17 protein-coding genes and 1 riboswitch are annotated in these 23030 nt (G+C 39.8%); of the genes, 10 read left to right on the top strand and 7 right to left on the bottom strand.

Annotated features, from left to right (window positions below; genetic code table 11):
* Positions 1-27: 27 nt before the first annotated feature.
* Positions 28-684, top strand: a complete 657-nt coding sequence (locus AC00Y6_RS12355) for an alpha/beta hydrolase (RefSeq protein WP_474490924.1) — start codon at positions 28-30, stop codon at positions 682-684.
* A gap of 53 nt (positions 685-737) precedes the next feature.
* Here the strand turns inward: AC00Y6_RS12355 and AC00Y6_RS12350 are convergent, their stop codons facing one another.
* Positions 738-2033 (bottom strand): aminopeptidase P family protein, encoded by a 1296-nt coding sequence (locus AC00Y6_RS12350; protein WP_474490923.1) that lies wholly within the window; start codon positions 2031-2033, stop codon positions 738-740.
* Positions 2034-2519: 486 nt separating this feature from the next.
* On the opposite strand from AC00Y6_RS12350, the gene rbfA reads away from it, so the two are divergent.
* The 3 genes from rbfA to AC00Y6_RS12335 all read left to right on the top strand — a co-directional run bounded on the left by rbfA (position 2520) and on the right by AC00Y6_RS12335 (position 5352).
* Entirely contained in the window at positions 2520-2882 is a 363-nt protein-coding gene (rbfA, locus tag AC00Y6_RS12345) for a 30S ribosome-binding factor RbfA (protein WP_474490922.1), read from the top strand.
* A gap of 11 nt (positions 2883-2893) precedes the next feature.
* Positions 2894-4099 carry an ABC transporter permease gene (locus AC00Y6_RS12340; RefSeq protein ID WP_474490921.1) on the top strand — a complete coding sequence of 402 codons (1206 nt, stop codon included), beginning with the start codon at positions 2894-2896 and terminating at the stop codon, positions 4097-4099.
* A 110-nt stretch (positions 4100-4209) separates the two neighbouring features.
* Positions 4210-5352: an endonuclease gene (locus AC00Y6_RS12335; RefSeq protein WP_474490920.1), complete on the top strand. Its 1143-nt coding sequence runs from the start codon at positions 4210-4212 to the stop codon at positions 5350-5352.
* A gap of 239 nt (positions 5353-5591) precedes the next feature.
* Here AC00Y6_RS12335 and AC00Y6_RS12330 read toward each other — a convergent pair whose 3' ends face one another.
* The gene (locus AC00Y6_RS12330; protein WP_474490919.1) at positions 5592-5924 is read right to left on the bottom strand and encodes an RNA recognition motif domain-containing protein; all 333 of its coding nucleotides are present in this window, start codon (positions 5922-5924) and stop codon (positions 5592-5594) included.
* 296 nt (positions 5925-6220) lie between these two features.
* On the opposite strand from AC00Y6_RS12330, the gene AC00Y6_RS12325 reads away from it, so the two are divergent.
* Both AC00Y6_RS12325 and AC00Y6_RS12320 read left to right on the top strand, forming a co-directional pair.
* Complete coding sequence (locus AC00Y6_RS12325) at positions 6221-6781, top strand: helix-turn-helix domain-containing protein (protein WP_474490918.1); 561 nt, start codon at positions 6221-6223, stop codon at positions 6779-6781.
* A 96-nt stretch (positions 6782-6877) separates the two neighbouring features.
* Positions 6878-9511, top strand: a complete 2634-nt coding sequence (locus AC00Y6_RS12320) for a copper-transporting P-type ATPase (protein ID WP_474490917.1) — start codon at positions 6878-6880, stop codon at positions 9509-9511.
* A gap of 2 nt (positions 9512-9513) precedes the next feature.
* Here AC00Y6_RS12320 and AC00Y6_RS12315 read toward each other — a convergent pair whose 3' ends face one another.
* On the bottom strand, positions 9514-11085 hold the full coding sequence (locus tag AC00Y6_RS12315) for a beta-N-acetylhexosaminidase (protein WP_474490916.1): 1572 nt from the start codon (positions 11083-11085) through the stop codon (positions 9514-9516).
* A 195-nt stretch (positions 11086-11280) separates the two neighbouring features.
* Positions 11281-14079, bottom strand: a complete 2799-nt coding sequence (locus tag AC00Y6_RS12310) for a TonB-dependent receptor plug domain-containing protein (protein ID WP_474490915.1) — start codon at positions 14077-14079, stop codon at positions 11281-11283.
* A 98-nt stretch (positions 14080-14177) separates the two neighbouring features.
* Positions 14178-14279, bottom strand: a riboswitch (SAM riboswitch).
* Between the two features lie 161 nt (positions 14280-14440).
* On the opposite strand from AC00Y6_RS12310, the gene AC00Y6_RS12305 reads away from it, so the two are divergent.
* From AC00Y6_RS12305 to AC00Y6_RS12290, 4 genes are all read left to right on the top strand, one after another.
* Complete coding sequence (locus AC00Y6_RS12305) at positions 14441-15163, top strand: DUF72 domain-containing protein (protein ID WP_474490914.1); 723 nt, start codon at positions 14441-14443, stop codon at positions 15161-15163.
* Between the two features lie 107 nt (positions 15164-15270).
* Positions 15271-15963 carry an SIR2 family NAD-dependent protein deacylase gene (locus AC00Y6_RS12300; RefSeq protein ID WP_474490913.1) on the top strand — a complete coding sequence of 231 codons (693 nt, stop codon included), beginning with the start codon at positions 15271-15273 and terminating at the stop codon, positions 15961-15963.
* Between the two features lie 91 nt (positions 15964-16054).
* Positions 16055-17566, top strand: coding sequence for a nitrilase-related carbon-nitrogen hydrolase (locus AC00Y6_RS12295; RefSeq protein ID WP_474490912.1), 1512 nt, complete (start codon positions 16055-16057; stop codon positions 17564-17566).
* A gap of 86 nt (positions 17567-17652) precedes the next feature.
* On the top strand, positions 17653-18444 hold the full coding sequence (locus AC00Y6_RS12290; RefSeq protein WP_474490911.1) for a DUF4197 domain-containing protein: 792 nt from the start codon (positions 17653-17655) through the stop codon (positions 18442-18444).
* 73 nt (positions 18445-18517) lie between these two features.
* On the opposite strand, the gene AC00Y6_RS12285 is transcribed toward AC00Y6_RS12290, so the two are convergent.
* From AC00Y6_RS12285 to AC00Y6_RS12275, 3 genes are all read right to left on the bottom strand, one after another.
* Positions 18518-18862, bottom strand: a complete 345-nt coding sequence (locus AC00Y6_RS12285) for a phage holin family protein (protein WP_474490910.1) — start codon at positions 18860-18862, stop codon at positions 18518-18520.
* A gap of 45 nt (positions 18863-18907) precedes the next feature.
* On the bottom strand, positions 18908-19531 hold the full coding sequence (locus tag AC00Y6_RS12280) for a peptide deformylase (protein WP_474490909.1): 624 nt from the start codon (positions 19529-19531) through the stop codon (positions 18908-18910).
* 161 nt (positions 19532-19692) lie between these two features.
* Positions 19693-22791 (bottom strand): efflux RND transporter permease subunit, encoded by a 3099-nt coding sequence (locus AC00Y6_RS12275; RefSeq protein WP_474490908.1) that lies wholly within the window; start codon positions 22789-22791, stop codon positions 19693-19695.
* Between the last annotated feature and the right edge of the window lie 239 nt (positions 22792-23030).

Genomic DNA, 23030 nt, shown 5'->3' with positions numbered 1-23030 from the left:
CTGAACTCTGTTATTTATATTTGCAATATGGATTTACAATACCTCGTAAGAGAACCTCAGAATATCACACCGGAAACACCCATTCTTTTTATGCTGCACGGCTATGGCAGTAATGAAGAAGACCTTTTCAACTTTGTTCCAACATTGCCGGAAGACTGGCTGGTTGTAAGTTTCCGTGCACCCAAAACCTGCAATTATGGCGGCTATGCCTGGTTTGATATTGATTTTAATAATCCTAGTGATTTTGTTGACGAGGCCGAAGCCAACGAGGCAGTAAAAACAGTGATGGAAAATATCATGGCCGTCAGCAACCGGTATGGATTGACGGATAACCCAACGCATCTTGTCGGTTTTAGTCAGGGAGGCATGATTGCCTACGCTTTGGCACTGCAATATCCCGAATTATTCTCAAAGGTTGCGATTCTAAGCTCTTATCCGGAAGAGAAAATGCTAAAAAACATCGTAAAGGATAAAAAGAAACTGGAACATTTGAGATTTTTTATTTCCCACGGGACAGATGATGCCGTGGTTCCTATAGATTGGGGCAGAAAGGCGGCTGAACTTCTTTATGATTTAAGTGCCTATTTCTCTTTTCGGGAATATATGAACGGACATGGTGTCAACCAAAAAAATTATATGGACCTGATGGAATTTTTATCCCCTAACCCCAAAGGGGAATCATAATCTTATTTCCTAAAATAAAAAAATCCCTCCTTTGGAGGGACTTAGGGAGGATTTTAATTCATCAAATCCTCAATTTCTTCTGCTGTAATAGGGATGTTACCCATTAGATTAAATGGTTTCCCTGATTTTTGGATTACATAATCATCTTCAATCCTTACACCAAAACCTTCTTCCGGAATATAGAAACCTGGCTCATCTGTAAAGACCATATTTTCTACAAAATCATCAGTCAGGATTCCGTAATCGTGCGTATCCAAACCCATGTGGTGGGAGGTGCCATGCATCATATACTTTTTATAAGCCGGCCATTTTGGATCTTGATTCTGCACATCGGCTTTGTCAATCAATCCTAACTGCAAGAGTTCTGCAGTGTAAACATCGCCCATGTCTTTGTGGAATTGATACCAGTTGTTACCAGCAATCAGACGGTCTTCAGCTTCTTTTTTGCATCGTAAAACAGAATCATAAACTTCTTTTTGTCTGGCAGTATATTTACCACTCACAGGAATTGTTCTTGTCAAATCACTAGAATAATTCGCATACTCTGCACCAACATCCAAAAGAATCAAATCACCATCTTTACACTGCTGATTGTTCGCAATATAATGCAGTACATTGGCATTTTTTCCGCTGGCAATAATCGGTGTGTAGGCAAAGCCTTTGCTTCTGTTCATCAGAAATTCGTGGATGAGTTCTGCTTCTATCTCATATTCCCAAACATTAGGTTTTACAAATTTGAGCAGGCGTCTGATGCCTTTCTCCGTGATGTTACAGGCATTTTGGATCAGTGCCAGTTCTTCCGGTTCTTTGATGCTTCTCAACCGCTGAAGAATTGGGTTGCTTCTTTTATAAGTATGCATCGGAAAATCGGACTGGATTTTTTTGATAAAACGATCCTCGCGGGTTTGCGTTTCGACCGAGTTCCTGTAATGCTCATTTTTGTTGAGATAGACATTTTCTGCCTCATACATCAGGGCATTGAAAACTTTGTCAAAGTCGCTTAACCAATAAACCGTTTTGATACCGGATACTTCATAAGCTTGATCTTTGGACAACTTTTCCCCTTCCCAAACGGCAATGTGATCGTTGGTTTCCCTCAGGAACAATATTTCCCTGTTTTCCTCCAGATAAGCATCCGGGAAAATCACGAGAATACTTTCTTCCTGATCTACTCCACTCAAATAAAAAATGTCGCGGTGCTGCTGAAATGGGATTGTAGAGTCTGCACTGATGGGATAGATATCGTTTGAATTGAAAACCGCTAAGGATTTTGGTAATAATTGCTCTGCCAGTTTCTTTCTGTTTTTCACAAAAAGCGAATTGGGAATTTGCTCGTATTTTGTTGTCATTACAAATTTGATTTTAAATTTGATCTCCTATAAAAGTTAATCAATTAATGTGACCCAAATTTACGAAAGATATTAGTTTTAATAATATCGTTTTCCTATAAAAATTAGAAATACAATTAACAGGTCGCTCCTTTGGAGCTCTAATTATGGAAACACCTATTTCTATTAACAGTTTGCTCCAATGGAGCTTTGTATTAATCCCATTGGGATTTACTGTTAATAGAAAAAAATCAGCCAGTGAAAGCAAAGCTCCAGAGGAGCGAACTGTCTGTTTATCCTATTAATATCGTGTTTTTCGATTTGTTTTTTTATCGGACAACAATGTTTTAACAACTTTTTAGGACTTTAAAATATTCTTAAAATGTAAATTGGTTAATGAAAAGTTCTTCTTCGTTAATCAAAATTTTCAAATTAGGAGAAACTCCTTATCCTATAATATAACTGCCGCTAGAAAATCAAAACAAAAACACTAAATTTGCAAAACTTATGGAAAGCAACAGACAAAGAAAAGTAGCACAGATTATACAGGAAGATATGGCGGAGATCTTCCGCAAACAGGCATCAGAAAGCCAACAAAACAGTTTTTTGGTTTCGGTTTCGGATGTTAAGGTGACGCCTGATTTGGGTATTGCCAAAATTTACCTTAGTATTTTCCCTGCCGAGCTGCGAAAACCTATTATGAAGGAAATCAACGAAAATTCTTCTTTTTACCGCAATTACCTTGGGCAGAAAATGTCTAAACAGGTGCGCATTATTCCGCAATTGGTTTTCTATATCGATACAAGCCTGGATGATGTAGAGCGCATAGAACGCGAGCTGAAAGGCGAAGGCGACAACCCAATCCTGTAATTCATCAGCTTTTGAAAAATGCTTTTTACATAGCATCCCGTTACCTGATTGCCAAAAAAGGCAGTACAGCCGTCACTTTTATCACGTGGCTGGCGGCTTTTGCCATGGTAGCTGCTGTGGCTGCGATGTTTATCATTATTTCGGTTTTCTCCGGACTGGAGGAGATGAATAAAGAAATGATTGCCAACCTGCATGCAGATCTTACCATCCGCAGCAAATCCGGCAAAGTGCTTACTGATATCAAGAAGATTGATGAAAGCCTTAAAAGCAATCCGGACATCCTCCATTTTTCGAAACTGATTGAAGAAAAAGTTTATCTTGGTTACAAAGACAATGGCGAGATTGCCTATCTGCGCGCCGTGGATTCTGCCTACACCAGCGTGAATCCAATTAACGAAAATATCTTCTACGGCAAATACCCCGATTTTAAATACAGCAATGAGGTAATTATGGAAAATGGCCTAGACAACAGGCTGGCACTTCCCGTAAACTCCAGTCAGGATTTTGCAACCATCTTAATGCCTAAGCCAGGGAAAGGTATTATCCAGCAAGAAAATGATATCTTCAACAAAAAAAATATTTACGTAAGTGGAATTTTCCCGGGTAACGAGCAACTGGACAATTATATCATCGCACCTTTGGAGCTGGCTCAGGAACTTTTAGGCTTACCCAAATCAGCCTGTTATGAGATTGTTATAAAATTAAAAAATCAGGCAAAAGCAGATGTTGTAAAAGCAAATCTCTACAAAAGTATAGGCACCAATATTACCATCAATACCAAGTCCGAAGAAAATGCGGCTTTCTGGAAAATGATCAATACAGAAAAGCTGATGATTTACCTGATTTTTGGATTGGTAATTTTCATCACCACTTTTAATTTAGCTGGTGCCATTACCATTTTGCAATTGGATAAAAAAGATCAGGCCAAATCTCTTATTGCACTAGGATTCAACCTCAAAAATCTGCGACTCATCTATTTTTTCACCGGCGTTTTGATTGTCTTATTAGGGATTTTGTGCGGATTAATTATTGGGTCTGCCGTATGTTTTTTCCAAATCCGCACAGGTATTTTCAAAGCCAGTGAAAGTTTGCCTTTCCCCGTGAGGATAGAATGGCTCAACTATTTTATAGTTTCGGCTATCGCCCTGTTTTTTGGGTTGACAATCGCATGGTTTTTCTCTAAAATTAACAAAAAGTACCTGACAGAGAATAACTAAACCGCCATTCAACATTTTTTACTTTACATCTTAAATTTTCCTTAAAAAAGGTCACTTATAATGTTATATTTCAATTAAGTAGTAATTTTGTGTATTAATTTCTTTTAGCAATGAAAACCAAAATTATCTTATTGTTTGTGGCGGTTGCAAATATTGTAAGCGCACAAATCCCAAATGGTTACTACGATGGCACCTCTAATTTAACTGGATACAGCCTCAAATCTAAGTTATCTCAAATCATCACCAATGGTCATTCTGATCAAGGTTATGGGCAAGGAACAGGCGGCTTATGGTTGGCTTATAAATCCACCGATATTGATAACTATTATGAAAAAGACGGAACAATTATCGACATGTATTCCGAAAATCCTGCAGCCAATACGCCTGGTATAAGTAATGATGCATATGAATATAAATGGGGACAAGCATCAGTTGGTGGTAACCAGTGTGGCAGTACCAACCAAAACAATGAGGGGTTTTGCTATAACAGAGAACATTCTTTACCTAAAGTCTACTTTGGAGGAATTGATGCTGTACCAATGTCACATGATGTGCATTTTGTAATCCCAACCGATTACTACGTCAACAAAAGCCGGGAAAATATGCTTTATGGTGAAGTTTCTTCAGCTACCATGTTATTTAAAAATGGAACCAAAATTGGTCCCAGTAAAGTCCCGGGCTACAGTGGAACTGTTTTTGAACCAATTAATGAGTTTAAAGGTGATTTCGCCAGGATGACACTTTATTTCATTACGAGATATGAGTCTCAGTTACCTTCCTTTTCAACAATTACGGCAGGAACTTATAATCCGTTTAATGGTACAACAGGACAAGGCCTACAAACATGGTATCTAAACATCCTATTGAAATGGAGCGAGCAAGATCCGGTCTCTCAGAAAGAAATTGACCGAAACAAGGCGGCTTACAAATTCCAAGGGAACAGAAACCCATATATAGATCATCCTGAATGGGTGCAGGCTGTGTTTGGAAAATCACCTTTGGCTGTAGATGATGCTTCGTTCTCCAAAAACTTAACTATTTCACCTAATCCGGTGAAGGGTAATGTAATTACCGTAAGTGGGGAGAATCTTAAAAAATTCAACAAGGCTATGATCTATAACCTGTCAGGGCAAAATGTACAAACCGTTGAAAACCCATTCCAAAACGGTAATACCATTGTGATCAAAAACCTGCCCAAAGGCGTATATATTTTGAAAACCGGTGATTTGAATACCAAATTTATTGTAGAATAAAACTCATCAAAATATTTGAAATATTAGAGCAGTACAGGATTTTGTGCTGCTTTTTTATTTCTTAAATGTTTTTCATTAAAATAAATTTTGAATTTATAAAATCTCATGTATAGAATTTAAAAACCCTTAAAACAAACCAACTAAATTTTTTAGAAAAAAGAAACAGTATAAATACGAATATTTATACTGTTTCTTTTAATTTAATTGTGTCTCAATTTTTTGATCAACACATATTAGGATTACCAACGGCTACCACCACCACGGTTTCCGCCTCTGTCTCCACCACCGTAACCACCGCCACGGTTGTTGTCAAAAGACCTTCTTGGTTTTTCTTCTCTTGGTCTTGCTTCTGTTACGTTAAGAATTTTACCGTTAAATTCTTTTTGGTTTAGGGCGTCAACAGCTTGTTTTCCTTCTTCGTCACCCATTTCTACGAAACCAAATCCTTTTGATCTCCCAGAATCTCTGTCTGTAATAATTTTTGCAGAAGAAACTTCTCCAAATTCTTCGAATAATTCTTGCAACTGATAATCTTTAGTTGCGTAGTTGATGTTTGAAACAAAAATGTTCATTTTAAAAAAATTAAGTTATAAAAATGTTGTTTTAAAATTATAGATTAGGAAAAACAACAAAAAGAAAGAACAAATCATTGATTTCAAATATAATTTGTCGCAAGGTACGATTATTTTTGAATAATAAAATTTATTTATCATCAAATGTACAGAAACTTGAAATTCTATTTTCAAACTGTTTATCAATAAAGTTTATTATATTAGAGTTTCTTCATTATCAGAACATTAAAAAAATTCGATTCTTATAACGTTTGATAACACTAGACGGTTACAATTCAATTCATTAAATTCGTATTATGAAGATCTTTATCAAAAATATGGTTTGTAATCGTTGTATTTCTGCCGTAGAATCCATATTCAGTAATTTGGGCATCAGGTTCAGTACCGTTTCTTTGGGTGAAGTTGATATAACGAATCGGTTATCTGAAACTGAACTCCGGTCACTCGATTATAAGTTAAAGCAAGTCGGCTTCGAACTACTGAAAGATTCTGCCGAAAAACAAATCGAAAAAATAAAATCTTTAATTATCATAAAAATGTCTGATGAGGATCTGCCCGAAGATTTCATTCTCTCAGATTTCCTTAGTACAGAACTTCATAAAGATTACAGCACTATATCCAAGCTCTTTTCTCAAAAAGAAAACATTACATTAGAACAGTATTTTATCCTGCAAAAAATTGAAAAAGTCAAAGAACTGTTGCTTTACAGAGAATTTAATCTCACCGAGATTTCACAAAAACTGGGTTACAAAAGTGTCCAGCATCTATCCTCCCAGTTTAAAAAAATCACAGGCTTCTCTCCTACACTTTTCCTAAACACAAAGGAGAAAAAAAGAATTGCCTTGGATGAGATTTAATCCCAGTTTCAATAAAAATTATTATATAACAATTTCCCATTTATTTATAACGGATTGGCATCTATTTTTCAGAAATTTGTGATATAAATTCAAAAAATGGAAAACCATAATCTTCATAACCACGAGCCACTTCACCCAAATCAAAGGATTTCACCAAGTTCCGTCTATTATTGCCCAATGGAATGCGAAGGCGATAAGTTATATTTCAAGCCCGGCAGATGCCCTGTCTGCAATATGTTTCTGGTACCGATAGAAGAACGGGAAGACCATAAAAATAAACCACAAACCTATTCTAAAACCAATCTCCCAACCAATTTCAAAGATAATATCGGCAAATATTACTGCCCCATGTTCTGCGAAGGCGACAAAGTTTACAATGAAAAAGGCGACTGTCCGGTTTGCCACATGCACCTGGAGGAGATAACTCAGGACTTGGTTGATAATACAGGTCATAGCAGTATGCATCATCATGCAGAGCATAAACCAGAGAGCATCAATCAGGCAAAAAATGCCGGTAAATATTATTGCCCCATGTTTTGCGAAGGGGACAAAGTGTATGAGTCCAACGTTGGTTGCCCGGTTTGCGGAATGGACCTGGTAAAGATCCCTGAAAAAAAATCCGTACAATACACCTGCCCAATGCATCCGCAAATCATCAGGGACGAGCCTGGCAGCTGCCCGATCTGCGGAATGGACCTTGTGCCGATCCCTTCCAAAAATAACGACCATGATGATGACACCTACAAACTCCTGAGAAAAAAATTCTGGATAGCTTTGGGGTTTTCGGTACCGGTTTTTATCCTCTCAATGGGTGGGATGCTAATTAATTGGCCATTTTCGCATCAGGTTCAGGGGATTTTGGAATTGATACTCAGTATTCCGGTCATTTTTTATGCAGGCTGGTTTCTGATAAAACGCGGTTGGGTAAGTTTCAAAACCTGGAACCTCAATATGTTTTCGCTGATTGGATTGGGCGTAGCTGCGGCATTTATCTTCAGTCTTGTGGCTTTATTTTTTCCGGATATTTTACCGCACGAGTTGGCGCACGGCGACAATGCACCACTCTATTTTGAGTCGGTTTGCGTCATTCTCACGTTGGTGATTATGGGGCAAATGATGGAAGCCCGCGCACATATGAAAACCGGAAAAGCCATAGAAGCATTAATGAACCTCTCACCGGATACCGCTAATCTAATCATCGGCGGCAACGAGAAAAAAGTGGCTTTATCCGAAGTTAAAATCAATGATGTATTGCGCGTAAAACCGGGAGAAAAAATTCCTGTAGACGGCAAAATCACCGACGGCAATTCCAATGTGGACGAATCTATGATTACCGGAGAACCCATCCCTGTAGAGAAGAAATCGGGCGATAAAGTGACATCAGGAACCATCAATGGCAACGGCACGTTCCTGATGACTACAGAAAAAGTAGGCGATAAAACCCTGCTTTCCCAGATTATCAAAATGGTGAACGAAGCCAGCCGAAGCAAAGCCCCAATCCAAAAACTGGCAGATAAAATCTCAAAAATATTTGTCCCAACGGTGATTGGGATTTCCATTTTAACCTTTGTTTTATGGAACATATTCGGAGGCGAGAATAATTTGATTTATGCCTTCGTAAATGCCGTTGCGGTACTGATTGTCGCCTGTCCCTGTGCCTTGGGATTGGCCACGCCAATGAGCCTGATGGTAGGGATCGGAAAAGGTGCTCAAAACGGAATCCTGATTAAAAATGCCGAATCACTGGAAGAGATGCACAAAACCAACGTCCTGATTACAGACAAAACTGGGACACTTACAGAAGGTAAACCAAGCCTGGATAAAATCGAATCCTTTGGCGAAGCCAATGAAAATGATATCCTAAAACTGGCCGCGGCACTGAATCAAAATTCGGATCATCCACTATCCAATGCGGTTTTGGAAACTTTCAGAAAACAAAAGGATAACAAATTTGAAAATGTTACAAACTTTGAAAATATATCCGGAAAAGGCGTGAAAGGCGTTATTAATAATGAAGAAATCCTTCTTGGGAACGAGGCCTTATTAAAACATTTCAACATTACTATTCCAGGAACATTACAGCAACAGGTAATCGAGAGTCAGGATGAGGCCAAAACCATTTCTTACCTTGCAAAAGGCAGTAAAATATTGGGTTTTCTAAGCTTTTCTGACAAGATAAAACCGACATCAAAACAGGCAGTTGAGTACTTGCATTCTCAAAACATCCAGGTTATTATGATGACAGGTGACAACGAGCATACGGCAAAAGCAGTAGCCGATGCGCTAGGAATAAAGGATTACAAAGCCAATTGCCTACCGGAAGATAAGATGAACGAAATCAAGAAACTCCAAAGCGAAGGAAAAATTGTGGCGATGACGGGCGATGGCATCAATGATGCACCGGCTTTGGCGCAATCCAACATTGGGATTGCGATGGGGACCGGAAGCGATGCAGCCATAGAAAGTGCCGAAATCACCTTGCTGAAAGGCGATATCCTGGGCGTGGCAAAAGCCAAAATCCTGAGTGAAAAGCTGCTTAGAAACATCAAAGAAAACCTGTTTTTTGCCTTTATCTATAACGTTTTGGGCATTCCCTTGGCGGCAGGCCTACTCTACCCTTTCTTTGGGATTTTGCTAAGCCCGATGATTGCGGCAGCGGCTATGAGTTTTAGTTCGGTGTCTGTCATTCTTAACTCTTTGAGATTGAGTAAAGTTAATCTAGAAATCTGATTTTATTCTTTAAGAATCACTTTGCTGTAATTGATTTTCATCTTGTCCAACATTGGAAACTGCGAGATTACTCTTTCCCGGAAACTATGATAATTTCCCGGATCCGAAGTTCCCCAGGCAACTTCGGAAAGCGCCATCATCCTTGGGAAAATCATATATTCTACCTGGGCAAAATTCGGGATATATTCGGTCCAGAGATTGGCTTGCGTTCCCAAAATAAATTTGGATTCTTCTGCCGATAGTTCTTTCGGAATTGGGTTGTAAGAGTAGACTTTTTCCAAGGATGTAAAAGAATTGGGAAACGCCAACGGTTCAGTGTTTTCATCGCCTTGATAATGGTCAAAATAGCAAAATTCGCTGGGTGTCATTACAGCAAAGTGTTTTGTTTTTGCCGCCACAATGCCGCCTTGCGTTCCGCGCCAACTCATAACCAGGGCATTGGGTGCCAAGCCACCTTCCAGGATCTCGTCCCAGCCGATGATTTTTCTTCCTTTGGAATTCAGATATTTTTCGATCCTTTGGATAAAATAACCCTGCAACCCGTGTTCATCTTTCAGGTCGTATTTTTTGATTAAATCCTGACAAAACTGGCTTTCTTTCCAACGCGTTTTCGGGCACTCATCCCCACCGATATGAATTATTTTCGATGGAAAAAGCTGCATTACTTCATCCAAAACATTTTCCAAGAATGAAAAAGTTTCTTCTTTTGGGCAAAATACATCATCAAAAACGCCCCATTTTGTAGCCGTTTCAAAAGGTCCTTCGGTACAGGCCAATTCGGGATAAGCCGCCAATGCCGCCAACGCATGACCCGGCATTTCAATTTCGGGAATGATATTGATGTGCCGCTTTTCTGCGTAAGCCACCACTTCTTTAATTTGTTCCTGCGTGTAGAATCCGCCGTAAGGCGTTCCATCGAACTCATTGTTGGCGTACGCACCCTTCATTGTCTCTTTTCGTTTGGATCCGATTTCCGTCAGATTTGGATATTTTTTGATTTCGATTCGCCAGCCTTGATCGTCAGTTAGATGCCAATGAAATGTGTTGAACTTATAAAGGGCGAGATAATCAATGTATTTCTTGACTTCATCAACAGAGAAAAAATGACGGCAAACGTCCAAGTGCATTCCACGCCACTTGAATTTAGGGAAATCGGAAATTTCAACATTTGGGATTTTTCCTTTTTTGGAAGTTTGTATAAGTTGAAGCAACGTTTGAACACCGTAAAAAAGTCCGGTTGTATCATTGCCTATAACGGCAATCATATCTTTTGTAACTCTAATTTCATAGCCGTTGTGCGGCGTTTTATCTTTACTAATATTAAGAAAAATGACCTTACCTTGTTTATTTCTTTTATTTTTTGATAAATCCAAATTCTGACTTTCTTTTAATGATTTCAAAAAAAACTGATATTCAAACGAATCTTCATGACCTTTTACAACCGTTTTGTTATCCAAAACAAATACTCCGTCATTAATTTTTACACTTTGGGGATAAGGTATAAGATTAAGTGGATTTTGCGAAAGCAGCAAGTTTGATATTAACAGCATGAAAACAAATGAAATGCGTACCATTTTCAAATAATTTATTGATGAACGAATATAATTCATTTTAAAATCTCTTTGAGATTTCCAGATAGATATTTTTCAAACATCGAAAACAGTAAACCATTTCTACAATAATCCCACGATGTTTAGAAACAAAAAACAGCATCGTGAATAATCACGATGCTGCTTTCAAAACAAAATAAAAAACCTAAAAAAATTTCTTTAGAAAGAGACGGTCAGCTTACTAAATACATATCTCCCGTTTTGCCCAAACTGAGCGGTTGATCGCGAGTAAATAAACTGGTCGTTATTGGTAGAAGCCGTCAAGTTTTTGGTTGGATAAATATCAAACAGGTTATTGGCTCCTATCGTCAAGTTAAAGTTTTTATTGATATCATAACCAATAGACAAATCTGTAACAATCTTATCGGAGATTAATTGATGTTCGTTGGGTGAAATAATGCCGTCAAAATTGGCATCTACAATATCTGCACCCCAAACTTTGCCATAATAGGTATTTCTCAAGTAAAAATTGAAACGGTTCCAGCTTAGGTTGTTGGAAAGACTCGCTTTAACTTTTGGAACGGAGTCTTCAAGGTAAATTCTTGATTTCTCAGAAAAATAAGTATTCTCATATCCCAGGTTCTGCAACACAGGCGATACGTGAACGTCACCCACTTTTTGCGTTTTGTTGAGGTTAATTGCAAAATCATTATTCAGTTTGATAGCTCCGGTTTTGTAACTATGGCTGATAACCACATCCAATCCTTTGGTCTCTGTATCGATAGAATTGGCAAAGAACTGAGCCGCATTGACGCCCACCGCATCAAAACGCTTCTGGATATCTGCCAAAGAAGGATTGGCAGTAACCTGGGCATTGGTAGGTCTATTGAACTGGTCTGTCAAAACAATCCGGTCATCAATCCTTATGAAATAAGCATCAGCCGTAATATTAAGGTTAAGTGACGGAATCTTGTATGTAAAACCAGTGCTAAAGGATTTAGATGTTTCCTGTTTTAGTTTTGGGATACCGAATGCCGTTGCAAAATCAGAATCATTACTAAAAGTTCCTACTTCTTTCAGGACACCATCTGTAAACAATGTGGAAGTTGTATTATAGTAGATTTGGTGAATCGAAGGCGCCCTGAAGCCCGTAGAACCCGCAAAACGGAAGTTAAAATTATCTGCAAGTTTTATTCTTGATGCCAGTTTGTAGTTAAATGTAGATCCAAAATCGGAGTAATCTTCATAACGGATCGCAGCATCCACCAATAGCCAGTTGGTAAAATTAAATTCTACATCGGCATATGCAGCATAAGCATTCCTATTTTTATTGGTTTTATTAGCCTCGCGGAAACCTGCAAAAACCTGAGATCCACCAGCCAGCGCATTTCCAAAGAAATCGGTTGGCTTTAGCGAAGCCGGCGTAGATGGTGTCTGCACATTACCATTGATGTCATAAGCCGTGTAAGATGCTTGTTCACCAGGATTGATACGGAAATTCTCGTGTCTCTGCTCACCACCAAATGCGACATTGATGCCCTGCAAAACATCAAATGACTTGCTAAAGTCCAGATTGACGGTATTTTGCAAGAACTGCAATCCACCTGCTTTGAAAGAGCTTGGTGAAGCAAAACGCAAACTGGTGTTGCCTGTATTTTCTATGGTATAATCAAAACTGTTTTGCCCAAATGTGTTGCTTAGATCCACATTCCAGCCGTCCCATTTACCTTTAACACCTGCAGATAAAGAAATATCCTGAATCAATGTATGGATCTGAGGCAGGTAACCGTCTAGGTACAATCCTGTGAAGGTCCTTGCCTGGTTTGGTCTTCTGTAGAAGCCTCCAGAAGAGCCATTTCTGTTAGAATAACCACCGAATGTATAAACCTTCCAATCATCGTTCAAAGGCACTTCTATATTGGCAAACAACTGATGGTTATTCAGTTTAGACTGCCCCACCTGCATGTTAAAATCTTTTCTTGTTAGCCCTCTGTATGCCAACTCTTGGTTGGTAACATCTGCATTCAAGATGCCTTGCAAAGCGGTAATCGTAGAAGCAGACTGTATACCCGATTGCAAACCTGGGCTAAAATAATTGACACCCTGTGCGTACTGGTGGATCAGGTTAACAAAATTCTGTTCACCTGGCGTCCCCTTAAGATTACCAATATTACTGAAATAAGATGAAAGATTTACACCATTTTCGGCTGCTCTTTTTTCGATTGCATTATACGCATTGTAAAGGGTATTACTTTCCGTTCCTGCTCTTCTTGTAGGATCCCTGAACTGAGAAGACCAGGTAATGTTATAGAATCCGCCCCGCTTTCCAATCTTGTTCCCATAATTAAGGTCTACCTGAAACTGCTGCCCATCATAATTCCCTGAATGGTCATTAGCAGCCGGCGTAAGGTAACCACCATAGTTAAACTGCCCTGTCAGTTTGCCTGTATCCCTTTTCAGTTGGAGGTTCATCACACCTGCGATGGCATCAGAACCATATTGTGCAGACGCACCATCACGCAAAACCTCAATTCTGCTGAGTGCAAATGCCGGGATGGCATTCAGGTCTGTACCTACAGTTCCACGTCCTGGTGCACCATTCACATTTACAAGTGCTGAGTTATGCCTTCTTTTACCATTGATCAAAACCAAAGTCTGATCCGGCCCCAAACCTCTTAACTGTGCCGGGTCGCTATGGTCAGAGCCATCGGCATTGGTTTGTATGGTAGATGTAAAAGACGGCGCAATGGTATTCAATATTTGGTTGATATTGGTTTGCGGCAAAGACTGCTGAATATCTTTCAGGTTAAAAACATCCACAGGAACCGGGCTGTCTGCCTTGGATCGGCCACCACTTCTGGATCCTACCAGCACCACTTCGTCTATCTGCTTGTCTGTTACGGTGTCTTTTACCGGTTTTGTTTCCTGTGCCTGTACCAAAGAGATTCCCGAAAAAAAGACAACAGCTGCTGACAACACCAATCCTTTTTTGGAGTTAGTAATAATTTTCTTTTCCATATATTCTAAATTTTACATTTTATAAATAAAAAAACTTCTTCCAGACAAGTCCGAAAGAAGTTTTACAGAGGATATGTTTAAATACCTGTAACATCTTCAACTTATCTATCCTTTTTTCAAAGGCTGAATGTAACACCTTACCATTGGGCAGGTTGTTAAGACTTCACAGGGTCAGTTCCCTCGGTCTTTCTTAATAAGTATGACAGCAATTCTTAATCACACTGCAAAATAATTTCAAAAAATTGACTTAGCCAAATTTATTTCCTACTATTTTGGTATGATAAATATCATTTTAAATCTAAGAGCATATTAACATATTGATTATGTTCACATTGGCACAGAAATTATTTTAGTAAAAATTATGAAAAAAATGCATATTGGCTGTTCCGGATTTTATAATACCGACTGGAAAGGCACTCTTTACACGGCGACTTCTCAGAACAAAGATTTCCTGAAATTATATTCCCAGGTCTTTAACACCGTTGAAATTAACAGTACATTTTACCGGAAACCTACTGTCAAAACATTACAAAAATGGAATGATGAAACACCAGAAGGTTTTCGTTTTTTTATCAAAATTCCCAAAAGCATCTCTCATTTTGGATATGCTGAGGTCAAGAAAACAGAATTGAAATCTTTTTGTGATTATATCCGTCAGCACATCCAGGATAAACTGGCGGGTTTCCTCATCCAGTTTCCCACGTCTTTTCAATGTACGGCTGACCACATTAGCTGGTTAACCGAAACATTATCAGATAGTGCGCCTATCGTTGTAGAATTACGGCATTTGTCCTGGTGGAACGATGATGTTTTTACTTTATTCAGGAAAAAGCAATGGATTTTTTGTGGTGTCAGTTTTCCCGGCAAGATTCCGGAAGATGTTATTATTACCAATCCTGATTTAGGTTACTACCGTCTCCACGGCAAGCCGACACTTTATAAATCAGCTTATCCCGACAACTTTTTGAAAGAACTGGCTGACAAAATCAAAGCCTCCGGACAGGAATTTTATATCTATTTTAACAACACATGGGGAACAGCCGCTGTAGAAAATGCTTTATATATCAAAAAATTATTGGATTGATTAAATGTCAGTTTTAATGAATACTTAACCTGTCATCAATAATTTAGAGAAAAACATTAAGTCGTAAGCTAAATTTAAATCTTTATTTTTAACAAAATATTCAGGTTATGAAGAAAAAACTGGTTGTACTAAGCGGTGCGGGCATCTCTGCCGAGAGCGGTATCAGCACGTTTCGGGATTCCAACGGGTTGTGGGAAAACCACCGCATAGAAGATGTGGCCTCACCCGAAGGTTTTGCCCGAAATCCTCAGTTGGTATTGGATTTTTATAATCTGCGGAGAAAACAACTGAAAGACGTTTTTCCCAATGAAGCCCATAAAATTTTAGCGGAACTAGAGAAGGATTACGATGTCTGCATCATTACCCAAAATGTGGATGACCTGCATGAGCGGGCAGGTTCTACCCAGATTATCCATCTGCACGGCGAGCTAAAAAAAGCAAGACCTGTAGATAATGAAAAAGATATTATCAATTGGGAAAACGACATCATGATGGGCGACCTGCACACCAGCGGTTCTCAGCTGAGGCCTCACATTGTGTGGTTTGGCGAGATGGTTCCCGAGATGGATCGTGCTATAGAAGTGGCGTCTGAGGCTGACATTTTCCTTGTCATTGGCACTTCTATGCAGGTTTACCCTGCTGCTTCTGTGGTGCGTTATGTGCCGCAGCATTGTAAGGTTTACATCGTTGATCCTCAGCTTGAAAATCCCAATGCTTATACCAATAATCAAAACTATTATAAAATGACGGCTACCGAGGGTATGAAACTGCTGAGGCAAGAACTTCTTAATAAAAAATAGAGCTAGAGGCTATGAGTACTGCTGCTGGCAGTTTTAGTTTTCCTAATTTTGTAGTTTCAAACATTACAAACCATTCAAAAAAATACAAATAATGCAGATAGAAATCAGGAAACTCAGCATTGATGATTATGAGGAACTCTCCGAAGCTATGCAAAAAGCTTATCCCGACATTGATGACAACACCTGGAGCAAAAGAAATATCCAAAAACTGACCTCCATTTTTGCAGATGGGCAGATCTGCATCCTTGTGGATGGAAAACTGGCTGCCGCCGCGCTTTCCATCATTGTTCAGTACGAATTATTCAGTGATCAGCATACCTATGCAGAGATTACGGGTAACGAAACCTTTAACACCCACAGCAATAACGGAAATGTCCTGTACGGGATCGAAGTGTTTGTAGATCCAGAATTTCGTTCCCTGAGACTGGGCAGGCGCCTGTATGATGCGCGGAAAGAGCTGTGTGAAATCCTGAATCTTAAATCAATTATCATTGGCGGCAGGATCCCGAATTACCACCTTCACAGCAAAGAATTGACACCAAGGGAATATATAAACAAAGTAAGGAACAAGGAAATCTATGACCCGGTTCTCAGCTTCCAGCTCAGCAACAACTTTTCGCCAGTCAAGATCCTAAAAGGTTATTTAAAAGGTGATACCGAATCTGAGGAATATGCTGTACTACTACAGTGGAACAACATCTACTATACCGCCAAGAAAAACACCATGCAGGATAGCGTAATCCGCCTGGGATTGGTACAATGGCAGATGCGCCCACTGAAAGATCTAGAGGATTTTTACAAGCAAGTAGAGTTTTTTGTGGATGCCGTGGCAGGTTATGAATCAGACTTTTGCTTATTCCCAGAGTTATTCAACACACCTCTTTTGGCCCCATTCAATCACCTGAACGAGCGTGAATCTATGGAAAAACTGTCCGAAATGACAGCTGAAATCAAGGAAAAAATTTCAGGATTTGCCGTGAGTTACAACGTTAACATCATATCCGGCAGTATGCCAATCCTAGAAGATGGTAATCTCTACAATGTGAGCTACCTGATGCACAGGGATGGTAAAATAGATGAGTTCCGTAAAATACACATTACCCCGAACGAAAGAAGGTATTATGGTATGGTAGGCGGTGATGAGATCAAAGTCTTTGATACGGATTGCGGAAAAGTGGGCATCATTATCTGCTATGACGTAGAATTCCCGGAACTGCCAAGGCTATTGGCAGACCAAGGCATGAAAATCCTCTTTGTTCCTTATCTTACAGATACCCAGAATGCCTATACCCGAGTGAGACATTGCGCCGCTGCCCGTGCAATAGAAAACGAATGCTATGTGGCTATCGCTGGATGTGTAGGAAACCTGCCGGGTGTTAATAATATGGACATCCAGTTTGGGCAAGCCACAGTATTCACGCCATCGGATTTTGCATTTCCTTCCAATGCCATCAAGGGTGAGGCAACACCTAATACCGAGATGACTCTGATAGTAGATGTTGACCTGAACCTACTGAAAGAGCTCCACTACAATGGTGCCGTAAGAACACTTACAGACCGAAGGCAGGATCTCTACGATGTTTATGTAAGAAATCAAAATTAGAAGAAGATTTAATAAGATGAGGATTGATACAGTTTTGTTTTAACCTGAAACTGGTTTCCTAATCTAATCCTCACTACAAATTAATAATGAAAAAGAATTATATCATTGCTTTGGGACTGTTGATGTCGGTCTCTGCCAATGCACAATTGCTAGATATGTTTAAAACGGCTGTGAAAAACCAGACCGGCGTAGACCTTTCGGCAGTTGATCAAAAAAGCAACCCTAAAAGCAATACCACCGCGCCGAAAGCGACTGCCAATCTTAACAGCCTGACGAATACTCAAATCTCATCCGGGCTGAAAGAAGCCCTGACGCTCGGTGTTACAGAAGGAGTGAAAAAGTTGGGCGTAACCGATGGATTCTACAGAAACGATCTGGTAAAAATCCTGATGCCGGAAAAACTAAGAACAATAGATGCGACCCTGCGAAGTGTTGGTCTCGGAAGTCTGGCAGACGAAGGCGTAAAACTCCTTAATAGAGCAGCAGAAGATGCTGTAACGCAGGCTGCGCCTATCTTTGCTAATGCCATTACCTCCATGACTATTACCGATGCCAAGAATATTCTTCTAGGAAATGATAATGCTGCCACCAGCTACCTGCAGACTAAGACGCAAAGGCAGTTATTCACAGCTTTTCAGCCCAAAGTACAGGCTTCATTGGGAAAAGTGGGTGTTGACACTGTCTGGAAAAATATCATTTCTAAATACAATACCTTTACAGGGCAGTCCGTAACCACAGACCTTAACGAATATGTGACCACAGAAACCATCAACGGTGTTTTTAAAATGGTAGCGGAAAAGGAAAGCGGAATTAGGAATAATGCTGCATTCCGTACCACTAGCCTACTGGATAAAGTATTTGGTGCAGTGAAAAAATAGTATTCAAAAGCTATAAAAAAAGAGAGCTTCCAGTGTAGGAAGCTCTTTTTTTTGTGATTACTCTCAAATTATTTTAGTCATTACTCTCAAAAAATGTGGAGAACAATGATGTTACCAATGATAATAGTATACTGAACAATAACGCCCACCAGAAACCATCAACATACATGCTATCCATAAAATAGTCAGTGAGAAGAATCATTAATGCATTGATAACAAATGAAAAAAGCCCCAAAGTTATAATGGTGATAGGCAAAGACAGTATCGAAAGTATAGGCCTCACAAATACGTTGAGAATACCCAATAAGATAGCAAAAATAATGGTAGAACCGAAAGAATCAAAGTGAACACCTGTAAGGATTTTGCTTAGCAAAAAAGCTGAAATGGCTGTGATCAGCAAACGGATAATAAAGTTCATAGTTTAATGTTTTAAAATTATCATCGGATGATTCAAAAATCAGACCTAATTTTTTATCTGCTGATAAACTTTAACCTCCCGGTAGTGATAGTCCTTTTCATTCTGCAATTTATCAGAAATCAAAATACCGGAAAGGTGGTCTATCTCATGTTGCATAATAACTGCGGTGAAGCCTTCTACCATCTCGTCATGCATCTTGTTGTCCAGATCAAAATAAGTTAGGCGAATGCTGTAACTCCTGTAAAACTGATCCCTAAAATTATCAATAGACAAGTCCCCTTCTGGCCCTTTATTAAGGAGTTGTGAGCGCCAGATAATTACAGGATTGATAAAATATTCTACAGGAAAATCGGTTTTATCGAAGCGTTGTACCAATACGACTCTACGGTTGATACCCACCTGAGGTGCCGCAATCCCAACGCCGCCATCGGTAGCTGCCAAAGCCAGGCGCATCCGCTGGATGAGGACGGGCAGCATTTTACTCTTTGGGGAAATCGCAGTAGACTGGTTAAGAAGAACCAGATGCTGTTGCTGGTTATCTGTTTGATAGATGGGAAGAGCCGTCTTGGTATCGCCGGATAGTATGAGTTGTTTCTCTTCATTGGTCAGCTTCTGAGAAAAGCCGGATACGGAAGCTATTAGTAATAATAAAAAAGTAAAATTGCGCATGGTGATTATTTTTGATTTCAAAGATAAAGAATTGTTTTACTCTGGTTTGATTAAAATATCAAGACTTAAAAAGTTCCTCCACAAAAAGCAGAGGAACAAGAAAATAAATGAGAGAAAAATAACAACTATAACTCAGATTATTTAAAAAAAATGATTGTAAACTAGTCAATAGCTTCTTTTTTGCTGCGGTTGAAAATCCAGTAGATGACAGGGAAGATAAGCAGTGTTAATACGGTAGCCGTTAACAATCCACCGATGATGACAATAGCCAATGGTTTTTGAGATTCGGAGCCGATACCTGTAGACAGCGCTGCCGGCATCAGACCAATAGATGCCATCATAGCCGTCATCACCACAGGTCTTGTCCTTACTTTAACGGCCTCTCTAATGGCGGCCTCTAGGTTAAGTCCATTTTTGACATTCTGATGAAATTCTGATATCAAAATCACCCCGTTCTGTATACAAATCCCGATCAAAGCAATCATCCCGACACCAGCTGAGATCCCAAAGTTCATGTGCGTAAGATGCAACGCGATAATGGCACCTATAAGCGCAAATGGAACATTGGCAAGAACCAACAATGAATCTTTCATATTCCCAAAAAGAATGAATAATAGGAAGAAAATCCCCAGGATGCTGATTGGTACGACTTGCGCCAAACGTTTTGTAGCGCGCTGTTGGTTTTCAAACTGACCGGTCCACCCTATGGAATAGCCATCCGGCAACTTAATCTTTGCGACTTTTTTTTGGGCATCTGCAATAGTACTTCCCAAATCCCTGTCCCTGATTGAAAACTTAACACCTATATACCGCTTGATATCATCCCTGTAAATAAACGCGGCTCCATTTTCTTTTTCTATGCTGCTGATTTCTTTCAGTGGGATTTTCGAACCTTCCTGAGTAGGCACCATCAGAGAGGCAATATCCTCCTCGCTTTTTCGGTAATCCTCTGCGTAGCGTAATCTGATAGGGAATTTTCGTTCCCCATCAAACATTTCAGAAGCTGTTTTTCCACCAAAAGCCATTTCCAGTACCGCCTGCGCATCAGATGGCAAAACACCGTATGCCGCCATCTTGTCGCGATCCAACACAACGCTAACTTCTGGCTGACCAATATTTTTTATAATACCGGGATCTTTAACGCCCTGTACATCTTTAATGGATGTCATAACTTCCTCTGCAAGCCTATCCAGCGTGTGAAGATCGTTCCCGTATATTTTGATACCGTTTTCTGCTTTGAAACCTGCTACTGCCTCGGCAACATTGTCCGAGATCGGTTGGGAATAATTGAAGGTGATACCCTGATAGTTTTTAAGTTTTTTATCAATCTCCTCTATCAACTCGTCATAGGTAATTTTCCTTTTCCATTCTTCTCTTGGCTGAAGGCTTACGGCAAATTGAACAAATCCAAAACCATTAGGATCTGTACCATCATTACTCCGTCCTGTTTGCGCAAGTACACCAGTTACTTCGGGGAAGCTCATAATATCTTTTTTAAGAACATCAGCGGTTTTCAATGATTCTTTTAGTGAATAACTCATAGGCATCTCGGCGGTAATCCAAAGGGAACCTTCATTCAACTGTGGGAGAAACTCGGTTCCCAGGAACTTGGCAGAAAACAGTGTGATGGCAAGAACCGCGGTGGAAATAAGCAAACTAAGCTTCTTATGATGGAAGGTTATATTAAACCCTTTCATAACAATCTTGTCCCAGAAATTAACAAAAGGATTATTTTTTTCTCTCACATTTTTGCTCAGCAAAAGGTGCGACATTACCGGTACCAGCGTCAGAGTAAAGATGAGCGCGCCTAACAGTGCGAACCCCAAAGTGAAAGCTAACGGTGAGAACATTTTACCTTCTACTTTCTGAAACGAGAAAATAGGAAGTAATGATGTAATGATAATCAGTTTTGAAAAGAATATAGCCTTACCCAATCCTGTACCGGTCTGTTTTATCCACCCACCTTTTGCCATTTTGTTAAACCGCTCCATACCATATTTGTGCGCCTTATGATCCAGCATTACAAAGAGTCCTTCTACCATTACGACGGCACCATCTATGATAATCCCAAAATCCACAGCACCCAGAGAAAGCAAATTAGCACTCATCCCAGCCATCCTGAGGCAGAAAAATGCAAACAGCAACGAGAGTGGTATAATGATGGAAACAATAAGCGTTGTACGCCAATCTGCCATAAAAATAAGAACAATAACGGTTACCAGAACAATACCTTCCAATAGGTTGTGCATCACTGTTCTTGTCGTAAAATCCATAAGGTCTTGACGGTCATAGAAGGTTTTCATCTTGACATCTTTAGGCAGGATTTTATTATTGAGGTCATCAATTTTTGCTTTTACAGCTTTCAGAACGTCTTGGGCATTTTCGCCTTTTCTCATAACAACGATGCCTTCAACAGTATCACGGTCGTTATTAAGCGACGCCTGCCCTACTCTTGGCAACGATCCCTCGTGTACATCGGCGACATATTTTACCAAGATAGGATTGCCACTGTCGTTATGCACCGTAATATTCTCTATATCCTGAATTGATTTGACGAGGCCAATCCCTCTCACCACGTAAGCCTGGCCGCTTTTTTCGATAACATCACCGCCGACATTCAGGTTGCTGTTGGTCACGGCCTCCAGCACTTCGGATGGTGTCAGGTTATACTTGTCTAATTTTCTTGGATCGATGCTTAGTTCGAAAACTTTGTCTTGCCCGCCAAAAACATTGATATCTGCCACGCCCGGAACACTACGCAAAGCCCTGTCTACCACCCAGGTTTGCAAGGTCAGCAATTCTCTAGAGTCGCGGTCTTTACTCTCTAGCGTATAGCGGAAGATCTCCCCTGTAGGCCCATAAGGCGGCTGTACCTCGGGATCTATATCCTGCGGAAGGCTAACGGTACGTAGCTGGTTGTTGACCATATTGCGGGCAAAAGTATCATCTACTCCATCCTCAAATAAGATCTTAACAATGGAAAGCCCAAACATGGTGGTACTTCGTACGCTTGTTTTTTTCTGAACTGGACTCATTGCCAGCTCTATAGGCGTGGTGACAAACCGTTCTACTTCCTCGGCGCTACGCCCATTCCATTGCGTGATGATAACGATCTGTGTATTGGTAACATCGGGGAAGGCCTCAATAGGCATATTTTTGAAACTGATAAAGCCCGAGACGGCCAGTATGGCAACCCAAATAAAGGTGAAGACTTTATTCCGGAGAGAGAATGCAATAATACTTTTGATAAATTTATTCATAATCTTTATGTTGTGATGAAATAACCTGCCCGCGCAGATTGTCTAGTGACGGTGTTTGATTAGCATTGCCCTTGCGTGAGGGCGAAGCACAATGTCGGAGCTCTTTTTGTTTTTTTAACCGAACATATGATGCCCTGTACCGTATAGAAAACAAAAAAGCGACTGTGCGGAGACCGACCCGCTTGTTTTTGCGGCCAAGCCCATTCCTTTGTACCACAGTAGACTGCAAAAACAAAGGG

This window comes from Epilithonimonas sp. (genome assembly GCF_056329745.1).
The sequence above is the reverse complement of the archived record's forward strand: the minus strand, read 5'-3'. Positions and strand labels throughout refer to the sequence as shown.

Bases quoted from the DNA above. Each gene is read 5' to 3' on its own strand.
- AC00Y6_RS12320 (WP_474490917.1), top strand. From the start codon at position 6,878: ATGGAAAACCATAATCTTCATAACCACGAGCCACTTCACCCAAATCAA.
- AC00Y6_RS12305 (WP_474490914.1), top strand. From the start codon at position 14,441: ATGAAAAAAATGCATATTGGCTGTTCCGGATTTTATAATACCGACTGG.
- AC00Y6_RS12295 (WP_474490912.1), top strand. From the start codon at position 16,055: ATGCAGATAGAAATCAGGAAACTCAGCATTGATGATTATGAGGAACTC.
- AC00Y6_RS12350 (WP_474490923.1), bottom strand. From the start codon at position 2,033: ATGACAACAAAATACGAGCAAATTCCCAATTCGCTTTTTGTGAAAAAC.
- AC00Y6_RS12280 (WP_474490909.1), bottom strand. From the start codon at position 19,531: ATGCGCAATTTTACTTTTTTATTATTACTAATAGCTTCCGTATCCGGC.
- AC00Y6_RS12330 (WP_474490919.1), bottom strand. From the start codon at position 5,924: ATGAACATTTTTGTTTCAAACATCAACTACGCAACTAAAGATTATCAG.
- AC00Y6_RS12315 (WP_474490916.1), bottom strand. From the start codon at position 11,085: ATGGTACGCATTTCATTTGTTTTCATGCTGTTAATATCAAACTTGCTG.
- AC00Y6_RS12335 (WP_474490920.1), top strand. From the start codon at position 4,210: ATGAAAACCAAAATTATCTTATTGTTTGTGGCGGTTGCAAATATTGTA.
- AC00Y6_RS12290 (WP_474490911.1), top strand. From the start codon at position 17,653: ATGAAAAAGAATTATATCATTGCTTTGGGACTGTTGATGTCGGTCTCT.
- AC00Y6_RS12325 (WP_474490918.1), top strand. From the start codon at position 6,221: ATGAAGATCTTTATCAAAAATATGGTTTGTAATCGTTGTATTTCTGCC.
- rbfA (WP_474490922.1), top strand. From the start codon at position 2,520: ATGGAAAGCAACAGACAAAGAAAAGTAGCACAGATTATACAGGAAGAT.
- AC00Y6_RS12275 (WP_474490908.1), bottom strand. From the start codon at position 22,791: ATGAATAAATTTATCAAAAGTATTATTGCATTCTCTCTCCGGAATAAA.
- AC00Y6_RS12310 (WP_474490915.1), bottom strand. From the start codon at position 14,079: ATGGAAAAGAAAATTATTACTAACTCCAAAAAAGGATTGGTGTTGTCA.
- AC00Y6_RS12300 (WP_474490913.1), top strand. From the start codon at position 15,271: ATGAAGAAAAAACTGGTTGTACTAAGCGGTGCGGGCATCTCTGCCGAG.
- AC00Y6_RS12355 (WP_474490924.1), top strand. From the start codon at position 28: ATGGATTTACAATACCTCGTAAGAGAACCTCAGAATATCACACCGGAA.
- AC00Y6_RS12285 (WP_474490910.1), bottom strand. From the start codon at position 18,862: ATGAACTTTATTATCCGTTTGCTGATCACAGCCATTTCAGCTTTTTTG.